Genomic DNA, 13,045 nt, shown 5'->3' on the forward strand with positions numbered 1-13,045 from the left:
GTGCGGCAGCGGCAGCTACGGCACCCTTCCCTCAGGCCGGGCGGCGGGCCTCGATGAGTGATGCGAGGACCTCCCGGGCAAGTCCCCGGGCCAGCTCCACCTTGTAGGCGTTGTGACGCAGCGGGACCGCGTCGGCCAGCTCGGCGTCCACGGCCCGCTCGATCGTCTCGGCGGTCGGTGCGGTGCCCAGCAGCGCGGCCTCGGTCCGCCGGGCCCGCCACGGCCGGTGGGCGAGGCCGCCGAAGGCGAGGGCGACCTCGCGCACCACCCCGCGCTCCAGGTGCACCATCGCGGCGACCGAGGCCAGGGCGAAGGTGTGACCGGCCCGGTCCCGGGCCTTGCGGTAGCGCGAGACGGAGCCTTCGGGTGCGGACGGCACCACCACGCCCGTGACGAGTTCGCCCGGCCGCATCACGGTGTCCACGTCGGGCCTGTCCTGCGGCAGCCGGTAGAACTCGGTCACCGGGACGGCCCGGGTCCCGCCGGGGCCCTCCAGTTCGACCAGGGCGTCGAGCGCCGCCAGCGCCACGGCCAGGTCGGACGGGTGCGTCGCCACACAGTGCGCGGAGTGGCCGAAGACGGCGTGCTCGCGGTTCACACCCTCGATCGCCCCGCACCCGCTCCCCGGCACCCGCTTGTTGCAGGGCCTCGACAGGTCCTGGAAATAGCCGCACCGCGTGCGCTGGAGCAGATTGCCCGCCGTGGTCGCCATGTTGCGGAGCTGCCCGGAGGCGCCACTCAGGAGGGCCTGCGGCAGCACGGGATAGCGGTCCCGAAGGGCGGGATGCGTGGCGAGGTCGCTGTTGCGCACGGTCGCGCCGACCCGTACCGAGCCGTCCGGCCGCTCCTCGATCCCGTCCAGGGGAAGCCGGGTGATGTCGACCAGGATGTCGGGGCGCTCGACGCCGAGCCTCATCAGGTCGACGAGGTTGGTGCCGCCGCCCAGATAGCGGGCCTCCGGCTTTCCTCCGTGGGCGGCGGCCGCCTCCGCCAGGTTCCGGGGGCGTACATAGGCGACTGGCTTCACACGATCACATCCTGTACGGCCTCGGCGCCGCTCGGGTAGGCCCCGCACCGGCACAGGTTTCCGCTCAGCCGGTCCCGTACCTCGGCGGCGGTCAGCCGCACCGGCACGTCCGGCGGCAGGTCGATGTCGGTGACGACGGAGGACGGCCCCGACGGGGCGGCGGGAGACCCCGCGGCGGGAGAGCGGTGCTGTTCGGGGGCGCAGTAGGCGCACTGGACCACGTCCCGGTCCACGGTGGCCCGGCGCAGCGGGTGGCGGTCGTCGTCCGCGTCCGCCGCCACCAGGCCCTCCACGGTGACGATCTCCCGTCCCTCCTGCGCGACGGCCAGCAGCAGACAGCTGTTGACGCGTCGGCCGTCGAGCAGCACCGTGCACTCGCCGCACCGCCCGTCGTCGCACCCCTTCTTCGAAGCGGTCAGACCCAAGTTCTCGCGCAGTACCTCCAGAAGGGTGGCGCAGTGCTCCAGCTCCACCCGGTGCGAGGCGTCGTTGACCCGCAGCGTCACATGGGAGTCCGTCACGCCATGACCGAAGACCCGGGTGACCAGCCCCGGGCGGCGTTCTTGTCGGCCGTGTCCTGCTTCCACCGTGCACGACCTCCTCGATCCGGACGGTCAGCGGCCTGACCGCGCTACCCACCCTCGTACAGCTCACCTCCTCCGGCATCTCGACGGACGGCATCCGGGATGCCCGGCCCGCGCCCCGGGACGGTCCTTCCGGGGGATCGCCGACCCGGCGGAGGGCACTTCGACGTATGCCGCACCGATGACCTGGTCTGCGACGAGCAGGCGGTGCCCGGCTCCGAGGACGGGAAGAACCGCCCGCTCCAGGCCTTCGTGAACAGTGCCATCGGCGACAACCGCCCGCACGTGATGGACCGGGACAACGGCACCACCCGGAGCCCGCAGGACCCGGCCCGGGCCGGTGCCGTCGCCGCCCGCACGGCCAAGCGGGCCGTCACCGAGGCGGTGGCCCAGCGCGATGTGGCGCATCCGCCGCCGGACACGCCGGAGCAGATGGGGGCCACCACGTCGACGTCCGTGCCGTGCCTAGCCCGCGGCGGGTGCCGGCGCGAGGCCGTCGGCGACCAGGCCGGCCAGGACCGCCTGGCCCAGGGCGTGCACGGCGGACTGGGGGCGCACCATCACGGTGAACTCCTTGATCAGGCCCGCCTCGTCGAACTGGAGCAGGTCGATGCCGTGGATCTGCTTCCCGCCCACCGTCGCGCGGAACGGCAGGACCACCGACGGCGCCTCCTCGCCGTCGGCACTCGTCTCGACCGCGCCGTCGAGACGGCCGATGTAGCGCAGGTCCTCGAAGACGCGCAGCAGGACCCCGAAGAGACCGAGCACCATGGCCCGGCCCTCGAAGGGAACGAACTTCACCGGGCTGTAGAGCCGGACGTCCTCGGTGAACAGGCCTTCCAGCGCGGTGAGATCGCGCTTCTCCACGGCGGCGCGGAAGCGTTCGGCAGTCTCCATGACCTCTCCCCATTCCCCTACTCAACAAAGTGACTACTCAGATTCTTGAGTATGATGCAGGGACGGCTGAGGAAAGGGAAGGGGGCTTCGATGGCTCTGCGGCACGCGGTGCTCGCGGCGCTGCTGGACGGCGAGTACAGCGGCTACCAGTTGGCCAAGGCCTTCGACATCGGCGTGGCCAACTTCTGGCACGCCCTGCCCCAGCAGCTCTACGCCGAGCTCGCCAGACTGGAGAAGGACGGCCTGGTCGCCGGACGCCAGGTGGTCCAGGAGACCCGGCCCAACAAGCGCCTCTTCCATGTGACCGACGCCGGCCGCGCCGAGCTGGAGACGTTCGCGGCGGCCACGGCCAAGCCCTCGTTCATCCGGGACGATCTGCTCGTCAAGGTCCAGGCCGCCGACCGCATCGGAACCGCGCCGGTGATCGGCCAGCTCGACGAACGGGCAGCGGCCGCCGACGCGAAGATCGAGCTTCTCGACGCGCTGCTACGGCAGTTGAGGGGCGACCTGGACGAGACGGAGTTCCTGCTCCACGGCGAGCGGATCGGGCCGTATCTGACGTGTCTGCGCGGCCTGGCCTTCGAGCGCGAGCACCGGGACTGGTGCCGGCGGATCGCGGCCGTCCTGCGGGAGCGGCAGAGGACCGGCGCCGAGCACTGAGGCCGGGCCCGGCCGCAGGTCGCCGCGGGAACGGTGGACGCGGGCCCGAGCGGTCGTACGGACCCGGCTTGGTTACGCTGGGCACGACAGCACATGGTCGAACGGAACAAGGAGCAGACGTGAGCGAGCCGGCGTCCATCGCCCTTCAGCAGGAGATCGCCCGGGAGCTGGAGGTCGCCGAGACCTTCGAGGCCGAGCGGGAGATCGAACGCCGGGTGGCCTTCCTCGCCGAGCGGCTGACCTCGACCGGTCTGCGCTGCCTGGTCCTCGGCATCAGCGGCGGCGTCGACTCCACCACCGCCGGACGGCTGTGCCAGCTCGCCGTCGAGCGCGCCCGGGAGGCCGGCCACGAGGCCCGCTTCTACGCGATGCGGCTGCCCTACGGTGTCCAGGCCGACGAGCACGACGCCCAGCTCGCGCTCTCCTTCATCCAGCCCGACCACGTGCTGACCGTGGACATCAAGCCCGCGAGCGACGCCGCGCTCCAGGCCTGCCTCGCCGCCGACGTGGCGTTCCGCGACGAGGCCCACCAGGACTTCGTCCAGGGCAACATCAAGGCCCGCCAGCGCATGATCGCCCAGTACGCGGTGGCCGGCGCCCACCACGGCCTGGTCGTCGGCACCGACCATGCCGCCGAGGCGGTCTCCGGCTTCTTCACCAAGTTCGGCGACGGCGCCGCCGACCTCGTCCCGCTGACCGGCCTGACCAAGCGCCGGGTGCGCGCCGTCGCCGACGCGCTTGGCGCGCCCTCCGAGCTGGTGTGGAAGGTGCCGACCGCCGATCTGGAGACCCTCGCCCCGGGCAAGGCCGACGAGGACGCGCTGGGCGTGACCTACGACGACATCGACGACTTCCTGGAGGGCAAGCCGGTGGACGGGCGGGCCGTGGAGACGATCGTCAACCGCTACCGCCTCACCGAGCACAAGCGCCGCCTGCCCATCGCGCCCTGACGGCCGGGGCCGACCGCTCCCGGAGCTCACGGTGGAGCCGCTCCGCCCACTGGAGGTGGTGCTGCTCCACCACATGAGGTGGTGCGGCTCCCCTACTTGAGGTGGTGCTGCTCCACCAGTACGCCGGCGATGAAGGCCAGCGCCGCCACGATGCCGACCGCCAACAGCAGTGTCAGCCACGGCAGTTCGCGCCATGGCACGGTGCGACGTCCGGTCGCCCCGGCCGACGGCGGCGCCGGCCGCACAGCGGTGTCCACGGCGGGGGACGCCGTGGACGCGTCCTGTTCCCGGGGCGCGGCCGGGGCCGCGTTCGGGGCGGGTACGGCGACGGTCGCCGGATCGGGGTCCTGGCCGCCGGTCTTGGTGAACGCGTCACGGTCTCGGACCATGTCTTCGGTACTCCCTTGTCCTGATGGATGGTGCGGGCCCGACGGGCTCAGTGGAGCTGACGGACGGGCCGGGTGTGCCGGACGCCACGAGCGGGCTCGCACGGCCCGCTCGTCAAGTAGCCCCGGCTCTACGGCGCGACGGTGGTGATCCGCACCTTCTGACCCTGCGTCAGACCACTGGTGATCTGGGTGTTGGTGTCGGACTCGACGCCGACCGTCACCTGCGCGGAGTGCGCGGTGCCGTCGGCCGCGACCACCGTCACGGTGCGCTTGGAGCCGGAGCCGCTCAACGCCGCCGTCGGCACGAACAGCGCGTCGGACGCCTCGCCCGCGACGATCTGCACGCTGACGCCCTGCCCGGTGTGGAGATCCGTCGTCGGGCCCATGATGTCCAGGGTCACCGGGTACTGCGCGGCGGTGCCCCCGGCGCCCGGGCCGCTCACGGCGAGCGTGCCGACCGACAGGACCTTCGCGTTCAGCGTGGTGGTGGACTGCGCGGTCAGGGTGACGGTGGCCGCCTGGCCCGGCTTGAGCCGGAGCGCGTCGGCCTCCGGGACATTGGCCTTCACCTGCATCCCGGTCGGGTTGGTGAGGACGATGAAGCCACTGGGTGCCGTCGAAGTGCCGCCAGGCGCAGGGGCGTTGGAGGCCGCGGGGGCCGGCGCGCCCGGAGGGGTACCCGCTCCCGAGGCGTACGTCGTACCGATCACCGTCTGTCCGACGGTGGCGCCCACCGAGGCGACCGTGCCGTCGACGGGAGCGGTCAGCACGGTTCCTTCGAGGGCGCGCTGGGCGGCGTCCAGAGTGCTCTGCGCCTGGGCGGCCTGCGCCTGGGCCTGGATGAGGAGATTGGGATCCACGACGGAGTGCGCGATGGGCTCCATGCGGAGGGAGGAGCCCTCGTCGAGCGACAGCTCGGCGGCGGCCCCGGTCAGCGACTTCGGCGTCGGCGTGGGAGTGGGCGTCGCCGGAGGCGTCGGGGTGGGTGACACGGGGGGAGTGGGCGTGGGCTTGGGTGTGGCGGACGCGGGGGCGCTCGACTTGCCCGTCGGGTTGGTGTTGGGGGTGGCGGGCGGGGAGGCCGGCTGACCCGCCTGGACGCTCGCGAGGTTCGCCTTGGCGGCCGCCAAGGCGGTCTTGGCCTGGGTGACGGCCTCGCGTGCGGGCTTGTCGTCGACCTTCGCCAGGAGCTGGCCCTTGGTGACCTTGTCACCGGGCTTGACCTCGACCCGGGTCAGCTGCCCACCCGTGGTGAAGCTGACACCGGCGTCGCTCGGGGAAGCCAGCAGCCCGGACCCGGCGACGGTCGCCTGCACCTTCCCCGTGGAGACGGCGGCCGTACGGGTGTCCGTGCGCTTCGGCGAGCCGCTGTCGGAGGTCGCCACCACCGCGTACGCACCACCCACGGCCGCGATGAGCACTGCACCGAGCGCCGAGTTCAACAGGACGGCTTTATGCAGCCGCGGAAGGACCTTCATGTCCGGGAGCCTGTCAGCCCCTCGCGAAGGTCACCATGGCTCCCCGGCCAAGCTTCCGGACCAGGGGCTTTGCCGGACGGACAGGCAGATCGGTCCCCGAGGGCAACCCGGGCGCTCGCTCTCCGTGACCACATGCGCCCCACGCTTCAGACTGCCCTACCGCCGCCCCGGATCGGAAGGGTTTTCTCACACATCGTCGTCAAACCCCCTTGGCGAAAGGGCAATCGAGGCGCACGCTGAAGTCGCGAGCCCGGCCGCTTCCGGCTTCCCCTCCCCGGTGCGGCGGGCTCGTCCCGTCGAGGCGGCCGCCGGGGTGGGCGGGGAGCCGCCCCCGGCCGCGGGGCGTCGGCCGCCCGCCACCACAGGGCCGGACCGCCGGACGGAATAGCTCCGCGCGCAAGATCGCTGGGTAGGGCACGGACGACTCACGATCGACGTGACGACACATAAGGAGGCCCTTTCCATGTGGAACGGCGATGCCCTCGACCTCGATGCCTATCTGGCCCACCTCGGCCACACGGGCGACCGCACCCCGACCCTGGCGACGTTGCGCGCGCTGCACCGGGCCCATGTGCTCTCCGTCCGCTGGGAGAACATCGAGGCGGTGCTGCGCAAGTACCGTCCGCTCGACCTGGAGTCGGTGCAGGCCAAGATGATCGGCAACGCGCGCGGCGGCACCTGTTTCGAGCACATCACCCTCTACGCCGCGGCCCTGGAACGCCTCGGGTTCGCGTTCTTCGTCGTCCAGGGGCGGGTCAGGATGGGTGCGCCCACCGTCAGGCCGGAGAGCCACGCGATGGTGATCGTCGAGTTGGACGGAAGGCGCTGGCTGAGCGACGTCGGCTTCGGGGCGAGCCCGCTGGAACCGATCGAGCTGACCGACGCGACGGACGTCACGGACGGGGCATGGGCTTACCGGCTGCGCCATCAGGAGGTCTCGCCCGGCGAGATGGGGTGGGCGCTGTACCAGCCCGCGGACCGACGCGAGGGAATCGAGCGGACCGCCGACGGGTGGATGGTCCGGCACACCTTCACCCTGCACCGCCAGTACCCGGTGGACCTCCGGGTCAGCAACCACTACGGCGCCTCCAGCCCGCACTCGCCCTTCAGCGACCGCCTCTGCCTCCAGCGCGTGCACCCCGACCGGCTGCACCTCCTGGACAACCGCCTGCTGACCACGGTCCGGCCCGGTGCCACGGGCTTCCCGGAGACCCGGGAGCTGGAGCCGAACGAGGTTCCGAAGGTGCTCTCCGACGTCTTCGGCGTGGAGCTCTCGCCGCAGGACGTGGACCTGCTGCTGGCCAAACTGTCCTGAACTGCCGGTCTACGAGGGCGAGTTGAGGCAGCGTTTGGGGGTGCTGGCCGTCAGGCGGGCGTCAGCCGAGGACGAGGGGGAGCCTCGTGGCCAGCGCTCCGAGTTCCGCGGTCTCCACGGGAGTGGGCGCCCGGCGCCCGGTACCGACGAGCAGGGCGTCCGTATCGGTGAACGACGCCGGGAACCCGGCCCCGGCGACCGCTTCCAGCAGCGCGCGCGACCGCGCCAGGCCCGCGGCGGGCGGGCCGGGTACGTGAGGGAGCGGGCCGCTCAGGTCGAGGTGGTGCAGGGTCCACTCCAGCACGTAGGCCGTGAGGTAGTCGCGGGCGGTGAGGACGTGGCCCTGGGTGCGCACGTGGGCCTGCGGATCGGCGAGCCCGGCCGCCCTCCCGGCCGCGGAGCCGACGTCGTCCAAGTGGAAGGCGAGCAGGCCCGGTTGCTCGTAGGCGGCGGCCAGCCGGACGGTCAGCGCGTCGAGCGGGTCCTCGCCGGTCGGTGGCTCGTTCCCGACGTGCCAGTACGTCACCGCGTCCGCGGTCGGCTCCGTCTCGGCCGGGGTGACCAGGGTGATCAGGACGTCCTGCGCGTCGATGACCAGATGGCACACGAGATCCCGCACGAGCCAGCCCGCACACCCGGACGGATGCTCGAAGTCCCGGTCCGCGAGACCGGCGACCGCGGCGCGCAGCGCGGCCCAGGAGCGTACGAAGAGATCCATGGCAGCACGGTAGGGCGGCGCCGCGAGGGCGGACAAGCGCAGCGGGTCGGCTGGGGGCGAGGTCGCTCGCGCGCGGTGCGGCGGTGTCAGTCGAGCGCGGACAGCCGGTCGAGTTGGGCCGTGATCTCCGCGCGCAGCGCGTCGTGGCGGGGCGCGAGGGCGTGGCGCGTGTCGCTCCAGTTCTCGTGCGGGTAGAGCCACACCGGCACCCGCACCAGATCGGCGGGTTCCCAGTCGTAGCGGGGCCACACATGGGCATGGAGGAACCCGTCGGTGTTGCCGAGGATCTCCAGGTTCACCCGGCGAAAGGCCGCGTCGAGCCGGCGGCAGGCGTGCTCGACGGCCTCGCCGAGTACGTCCAGGTCGGCCAGGAAGTCCCGGCGCTTCGGCTTCTCCAGCTCGGAGAGGCGCTGCACGCGGGGGTCGTCCACCAGGAGCACCGAGTAGCCCGGCAGGAACTGCACGTCACCGATCGCCGCGAATCCCGCCGTCAACCGCCGCAGGACGGTGGGGTTTTCGCCGCGGAGGGCACTTGTGATGCGGTCCTGTCGCCAGTCGTTCGTCATGCAGGGAACCTACGCGATGCCGACAGGGGCCCGGCGGGCCGGGGATCCGCGTTCGGCTCGCGCAGCATGAACACGTCGACGGGATCCTGGCCCTGCACGGTGAACCTGTGGCGCTCGTAGAGCCGACGGGCGGCGCTGCCGCGCAGGACGTTCAGCCGGACGGGCCTGCCCTCCGCATCGGCCCGCCCCAGTACCGTCCGCAGGACGGCGGAACCGACGCCGCGGCCCTGGAGGGCCGGGGCCAGATAGAAGTGCTCCAGCCAGTAGCCGTCCTCGGCCGGGCGCAGGGCCACACAGCCCGCGACGGCGCCGTCGGCCACGACGACCGAGGTGTCCGCGGGCGAGAAGGCGTCCCGGAACCGCCGGCGGACCCGGTGCTCGTCGAACCGCCCCAGCCGCTCCAGGTCCGGGCGCATCACCACGGCCCGGATTTCCACGATGGGCTCCACATCGCAGAGTTCCGCGCGCCGCAGAGCCCACTGAGCCGTGCCACCCACCTGTCTGCCGCCCTCGCTCCGCCCGACCCGCACCGCGTCCGCCCCCGTACTCGTCTCCATGGCGGAAGTATTTCAAAACGGCTCGCGGTGACCGTGCGGGTGGGGCCTGCATGCGGTAACCCCTTTTGGGGCGCGGGGAGTTGGAGAGATGATCTCCGTATGAGCGACGCCGAGAACGCCCCCGCCCACCCCACGACCGACCCGGTGTCCAGCCTTCCGGACCCCCGCGCGAAGGGGCTCGTGGACGACATCGTTCTCATGTCGGACCCCCGGGTCGCGGCCGTCCCGGTACAGGAATGCGGCGAACCGCTGGTGGATGTCCGCCGGGGTGGCTCCCTCCTGCTCGACGCGTCCCGCCAGGACTCCGAGAGCGCGTTCGCGCACTTGCGCCAGGGTGTCCATGAACGGCTGCTGCACGCGGAGGAGTTGCTCCCCGGCGGCCTGCGCCTGCTCTTCGTCGAGGGTTACCGTCCGCCGGCGCTCCAGCGGACGTACTTCGAGGAGTACGTGGACGAGCTGCGGGCGCTGCATCCGCGATGGTCCGTCGGTCAGCTCCATGTGGCCGCCAGCCGCTATGTCTCCCCGCCCGGTATCGCCCCGCACAGCGCGGGCGCGGCCGTGGACCTCACTCTCGCCGACGCCGACGGCCGGGAGCTGGATCTGGGGACCCGCATGAACGCGACCCCCGAGGAGAGCGCGGGGGCCTGCTACACCGAAGCCCGCGACATCGGCGCCGAAGCGCGCGAACTCCGCACGGTCCTTGGCTCGGCGCTGTCGGCCGCGGGTCTGGTCAACTACCCGACGGAATGGTGGCATTGGTCGTTCGGCGACCGTTACTGGGCCCTGGCCACCGGCCGGCCGGTGGCCCCGTACGGCGCCCAGGACATATGAGCGCGGCCGGACCCCAGGACACGCGAGCCCGACGCGGGCAGGAAGGGCGCCCACGTGCCCCCGGAGACGACCGTCCCCGGGGGCGCGCCGAGCGTGAGGGGACCCGGGCCGCGTGGCCCCGGGGAGGGGGGATCAGTTCCAGGGGTCGGTGAACGCGCGGCCGGGGACCGGCTTGGCGATGAGGGCTATGGCCAGGAAGAAGTTGACCTGGCCGATGGCGAACATCAGCGTGGTCAGCGCCTTCGGCTCGTAGTGTGCGGCCGCCAGCGCGTACAAGTCGTCCGGCACGCGCTCGCCCTGAGCCGCCGGCTGGAGCACGGCCTCCACGAGCGCCAGAGCGGCACGTTCGGCGTCGGTGAAGTAGGGCGAGTCCTGCCAGGACACCACCGAGGTGATCCGCTCCTCCGACTCCCCGGCCTTGCGCAGGAACCCCGTGTGCAACACGGTCAGATAGGTGCTGCCCACGATCTGGCCCGCGCGCAGCTGAACCAGGCTGATCGTGGAACGCGGCACCGAACCGTTGCCGGTGACCTTGAACAGGGCCGCCGACACCGCGGCCAGCTCGGGGACGAGCTGCCCCGGGTCCTCGGACATCCGCGGCCCCATCGGCACCCGCGCGGTGATCGAACGTGTCTCCATGACCATCATCTCCTGCTCATCCATGCTTGTTCGTCGCTGTCATCGCATTGACGGATCACGGCGGCCGAGTGTGACCGAAAGCGCCGGACGCGTTCCTCGCGGACGCCCCATGGCCGAGCAGGTACCAACTAGGTACCATCGAGATATGCCGTCCTTGAACATCACCTTCACCGACGAGGAACTCGAAGCGGTCCGGGCCGCCGCGGCCGCCGACGGGAAATCGCTCAAGCAGTACGTCCACGACCTGCCCCTGCGCGAGCAGCAGCGTCTTCAGTTCGTGCGGTACGCGCTGTCCTGGGGCGAACACCAGCGGGCCGAGTTCGACGAGGCCTTCCCGGACGAGGCGCCACCGAGCTCGCGCAGCGAGGGGGTGGACGCCGCCTGATGGTCCTCTACATCGACGTCCCGTGGCTTCTGGACGTCCAGGAGCAGGCGGTCCCCGAGGACGTGAGCGTCGCCGACTACTCCGCGCTCGTCGCGGCCGTCGCCCGGCACAAGACCCGCATCCCGCGCCCCTCGACCGCCGACCCCGAGCCCTCCTGGCGCGCGGCGGCCCTGCTGCACACCCTCGTGCGCCTGCAACCGCTGCCCCACCGCAACAGCCTGTACGCCTGCCAGGTGACGGCCGCCTACATGTACGCCTCGGGGGAGGGCATCGACCCCCCGTACGGCGCGATGGTCGACCTCGTGCGCGACATCCAGGCCGGCAAGGTGAACGTCTACCAGGCCGCCGACCGCATCCGCGCCTGGCGCATCTGACCGGGCGCGCAACGGGCATATCGCCTAGGTTCGAAGTCCCGGGTCCGGGGGCGGGCGGCCCCGACGAAGGAGAGCGGATCGTGGCGAAGGCGTATCTGGTGGGGAGTGGGATCGCGGCGCTGTCGGCGGCGGCGTTCCTGATCCGGGACGGCGGGTTCGCCGGCCCCGACATCGTCCTTCTGGAGGAGCAGGACCGCGAAGGCGGAAGCCTCGACGCGGCCGGTTCGCCCGAGACCGGCTACACCATGCGGGGCGGCCGCATGTTCGAGGTGCACTTCGACTGCACCTACGACCTGCTCGGTTCCATCCCCTCCCTGGACGACCCGTCGAAGTCGGTGACGGAGGACACCTTCGCCTTCCACGACGACTTCGCCTGGGACGACCACGCCCGCCTGGTCGACGCCACGGGCAAGGTTGTCGCCGCGCACTCCATGGGCTTCTCCGAGCGGGACCGCCTGGAGCTGGTCGCGTGTGTGGCCACCCCCGAGCGCGAGCTGGACGGCAAGCGCATCACGGACTGTTTCGGCCCCGAGTTCTTCACCACGAACTTCTGGTGGATGTGGTGCACCACGTTCGCCTTCGAACCGTGGCACAGCGCCATCGAGTTCCGCCGCTACCTGAACCGGTTCGTGCACCTCTTCAAGACGTTCGACAGCATGTCCGGGATCTACCGGACCCGCTTCAACCAGTTCGACTCCATCGTCCGCCCGCTGCTGGCCTGGCTCACCGGCCACGGGGTGACGCTCCAGCTCGGCACCCGGGTCACCGATGTGCGCCTCGCCGAGGGTGACGCGCTCACCGCCACCGGCCTCACCTGGACCAGGAACGGCCTCAGCGAGGAGGTCACGCTCGGCCCCGGCGACCTGGTCATGGTCACCAACGGCTCGATGACGGCCAACTCCACGCTGGGCTCCACCACCAGCGCCCCCGTCCTCGACGCCTCCGGCTCCAGCGGATCGTGGCACCTGTGGCGGACCCTCGCCGCGAAGCGGCCCGGTCTGGGCAACCCGTCGGTGTTCGACGGCTCCGTCGCGGACTCCACCTGGGAGTCGTTCACCGTGACCACCAAGGACCCCACCTTCTTCAAGCTGATGGAGGAGTTCAGCGGCAGCGAGGCCGGCAAGGGCGGTCTGATCACGTTCAAGGACTCCAGCTGGCTGCTCACCATCGTGCTCAACCATCAGCCGCACTTCCGCGACCAGCCCGACGACACCTTCGTCTGGTGGGGCTACGCCCTGTTCCCCGACAAGGAGGGCGACTTCGTCAAGAAGCCGATGACCCGGTGCACGGGCGCGGAGATCCTGGACGAGGTGCTGCGGCACCTCCGCTTCGAGCAGGGGCCGCAGATTCTGGAGAACTCGATCGTCATCCCCGCCCTGATGCCCTACATCACGAGCCAGTTCCTCGTGCGCGGCCGGGGCGACCGGCCCCAGGTCGTACCCGAGAACTCCACCAACCTGGCCTTCATCGGACAGTACGCGGAGGTCCCCGAGGACGTGGTGTTCACCGTCGAGTACTCGGTACGCACCGCCTGGACGGCGGTGGCCGGACTCCTGCGCCTCGACAAGCAGCCGCCACCCGTCTACAAGGGCCGGCACAACCCGAAGGTCCTCATCGAGGCGCTGGAGACGCTGCACCGCCGGTGACCCGGCCGAACGGCCGCGTAGGCTCGCGG

16 protein-coding genes are annotated in these 13,045 nt (G+C 71.6%); 7 read left to right on the forward strand and 9 right to left on the reverse strand.

The annotated features are described in order from the left end of the window. Positions 1-31: 31 nt before the first annotated feature. From N4G70_RS08145 to N4G70_RS08155, 3 genes are all read right to left on the reverse strand, one after another. The gene (locus N4G70_RS08145; RefSeq protein WP_261711798.1) at positions 32-1,027 is read right to left on the reverse strand and encodes a xanthine dehydrogenase family protein subunit M; all 996 of its coding nucleotides are present in this window, start codon (positions 1,025-1,027) and stop codon (positions 32-34) included. Beyond that, entirely contained in the window at positions 1,024-1,614 is a 591-nt protein-coding gene (locus N4G70_RS08150; RefSeq protein ID WP_261711799.1) for a 2Fe-2S iron-sulfur cluster-binding protein, read from the reverse strand. The genes N4G70_RS08145 and N4G70_RS08150 overlap by 4 nt, the downstream gene beginning before the upstream one ends. Positions 1,615-2,076: 462 nt before the next feature. Next, entirely contained in the window at positions 2,077-2,508 is a 432-nt protein-coding gene (locus tag N4G70_RS08155; protein WP_261711800.1) for a nuclear transport factor 2 family protein, read from the reverse strand. A 90-nt stretch (positions 2,509-2,598) separates the two neighbouring features. On the opposite strand from N4G70_RS08155, the gene N4G70_RS08160 reads away from it, so the two are divergent. Both N4G70_RS08160 and nadE read left to right on the forward strand, forming a co-directional pair. Continuing rightward, a complete protein-coding gene (locus tag N4G70_RS08160; RefSeq protein WP_261711802.1) occupies positions 2,599-3,168 on the forward strand; it encodes a PadR family transcriptional regulator in 570 nt (189 codons plus the stop codon). 119 nt (positions 3,169-3,287) lie between these two features. Continuing rightward, positions 3,288-4,118, forward strand: coding sequence for an ammonia-dependent NAD(+) synthetase (gene nadE / locus N4G70_RS08165; RefSeq protein ID WP_315904233.1), 831 nt, complete (start codon positions 3,288-3,290; stop codon positions 4,116-4,118). A 92-nt stretch (positions 4,119-4,210) separates the two neighbouring features. Here the strand turns inward: nadE and N4G70_RS08170 are convergent, their stop codons facing one another. Together N4G70_RS08170 and N4G70_RS08175 are read right to left on the reverse strand one after the other, a co-directional pair. After that, a complete protein-coding gene (locus N4G70_RS08170; protein ID WP_261711803.1) occupies positions 4,211-4,507 on the reverse strand; it encodes a hypothetical protein in 297 nt (98 codons plus the stop codon). Between the two features lie 128 nt (positions 4,508-4,635). Next, on the reverse strand, positions 4,636-5,985 hold the full coding sequence (locus N4G70_RS08175) for an efflux RND transporter periplasmic adaptor subunit (protein ID WP_261711804.1): 1,350 nt from the start codon (positions 5,983-5,985) through the stop codon (positions 4,636-4,638). A 463-nt stretch (positions 5,986-6,448) separates the two neighbouring features. Here N4G70_RS08175 and N4G70_RS08180 point away from each other — a divergent pair, with 463 nt between their 5' ends. Then, the gene (locus N4G70_RS08180) at positions 6,449-7,300 is read left to right on the forward strand and encodes an arylamine N-acetyltransferase (RefSeq protein ID WP_261711805.1); all 852 of its coding nucleotides are present in this window, start codon (positions 6,449-6,451) and stop codon (positions 7,298-7,300) included. Positions 7,301-7,361: 61 nt separating this feature from the next. On the opposite strand, the gene N4G70_RS08185 is transcribed toward N4G70_RS08180, so the two are convergent. From N4G70_RS08185 to N4G70_RS08195, 3 genes are all read right to left on the reverse strand, one after another. Beyond that, the gene (locus N4G70_RS08185; RefSeq protein ID WP_261711806.1) at positions 7,362-8,018 is read right to left on the reverse strand and encodes a maleylpyruvate isomerase N-terminal domain-containing protein; all 657 of its coding nucleotides are present in this window, start codon (positions 8,016-8,018) and stop codon (positions 7,362-7,364) included. Between the two features lie 86 nt (positions 8,019-8,104). Next, positions 8,105-8,584 (reverse strand): diadenosine tetraphosphate hydrolase, encoded by a 480-nt coding sequence (locus tag N4G70_RS08190; RefSeq protein ID WP_261711807.1) that lies wholly within the window; start codon positions 8,582-8,584, stop codon positions 8,105-8,107. Continuing rightward, a complete protein-coding gene (locus N4G70_RS08195; RefSeq protein WP_399034746.1) occupies positions 8,581-9,057 on the reverse strand; it encodes a GNAT family N-acetyltransferase in 477 nt (158 codons plus the stop codon). The genes N4G70_RS08190 and N4G70_RS08195 overlap by 4 nt, the downstream gene beginning before the upstream one ends. A gap of 264 nt (positions 9,058-9,321) precedes the next feature. Here N4G70_RS08195 and N4G70_RS08200 point away from each other — a divergent pair, with 264 nt between their 5' ends. Beyond that, a complete protein-coding gene (locus N4G70_RS08200; protein ID WP_261712079.1) occupies positions 9,322-9,972 on the forward strand; it encodes a M15 family metallopeptidase in 651 nt (216 codons plus the stop codon). A 132-nt stretch (positions 9,973-10,104) separates the two neighbouring features. Here N4G70_RS08200 and N4G70_RS08205 read toward each other — a convergent pair whose 3' ends face one another. Further along, positions 10,105-10,611, reverse strand: coding sequence for a carboxymuconolactone decarboxylase family protein (locus N4G70_RS08205; protein ID WP_261712080.1), 507 nt, complete (start codon positions 10,609-10,611; stop codon positions 10,105-10,107). A 145-nt stretch (positions 10,612-10,756) separates the two neighbouring features. On the opposite strand from N4G70_RS08205, the gene N4G70_RS08210 reads away from it, so the two are divergent. From N4G70_RS08210 to N4G70_RS08220, 3 genes are all read left to right on the forward strand, one after another. Next, positions 10,757-10,996, forward strand: a complete 240-nt coding sequence (locus N4G70_RS08210; RefSeq protein WP_261711808.1) for a hypothetical protein — start codon at positions 10,757-10,759, stop codon at positions 10,994-10,996. Continuing rightward, positions 10,996-11,370 (forward strand): toxin Doc, encoded by a 375-nt coding sequence (locus N4G70_RS08215; RefSeq protein ID WP_261711809.1) that lies wholly within the window; start codon positions 10,996-10,998, stop codon positions 11,368-11,370. The genes N4G70_RS08210 and N4G70_RS08215 overlap by 1 nt, the downstream gene beginning before the upstream one ends. 80 nt (positions 11,371-11,450) lie before the next feature. Further along, positions 11,451-13,016 carry an oleate hydratase gene (locus N4G70_RS08220; protein WP_261711811.1) on the forward strand — a complete coding sequence of 522 codons (1,566 nt, stop codon included), beginning with the start codon at positions 11,451-11,453 and terminating at the stop codon, positions 13,014-13,016. Positions 13,017-13,045 lie beyond the last annotated feature (29 nt).

The organism is Streptomyces sp. ASQP_92, assembly GCF_025399895.1.
Lineage (GTDB): Bacteria > Actinomycetota > Actinomycetes > Streptomycetales > Streptomycetaceae > Streptomyces.

What these genes read in the sequence shown, in the direction of transcription:
- N4G70_RS08155 (WP_261711800.1), bottom strand. Translation starts at nt 2,508, where the DNA reads ATGGAGACTGCCGAACGCTTCCGCGCCGCCGTGGAGAAGCGCGATCTC.
- N4G70_RS08160 (WP_261711802.1), top strand. Translation starts at nt 2,599, where the DNA reads ATGGCTCTGCGGCACGCGGTGCTCGCGGCGCTGCTGGACGGCGAGTAC.
- N4G70_RS08170 (WP_261711803.1), bottom strand. Translation starts at nt 4,507, where the DNA reads ATGGTCCGAGACCGTGACGCGTTCACCAAGACCGGCGGCCAGGACCCC.
- N4G70_RS08175 (WP_261711804.1), bottom strand. Translation starts at nt 5,985, where the DNA reads ATGAAGGTCCTTCCGCGGCTGCATAAAGCCGTCCTGTTGAACTCGGCG.
- N4G70_RS08180 (WP_261711805.1), top strand. Translation starts at nt 6,449, where the DNA reads ATGTGGAACGGCGATGCCCTCGACCTCGATGCCTATCTGGCCCACCTC.
- N4G70_RS08185 (WP_261711806.1), bottom strand. Translation starts at nt 8,018, where the DNA reads ATGGATCTCTTCGTACGCTCCTGGGCCGCGCTGCGCGCCGCGGTCGCC.
- N4G70_RS08190 (WP_261711807.1), bottom strand. Translation starts at nt 8,584, where the DNA reads ATGACGAACGACTGGCGACAGGACCGCATCACAAGTGCCCTCCGCGGC.
- N4G70_RS08205 (WP_261712080.1), bottom strand. Translation starts at nt 10,611, where the DNA reads ATGGAGACACGTTCGATCACCGCGCGGGTGCCGATGGGGCCGCGGATG.
- N4G70_RS08210 (WP_261711808.1), top strand. Translation starts at nt 10,757, where the DNA reads ATGCCGTCCTTGAACATCACCTTCACCGACGAGGAACTCGAAGCGGTC.
- N4G70_RS08215 (WP_261711809.1), top strand. Translation starts at nt 10,996, where the DNA reads ATGGTCCTCTACATCGACGTCCCGTGGCTTCTGGACGTCCAGGAGCAG.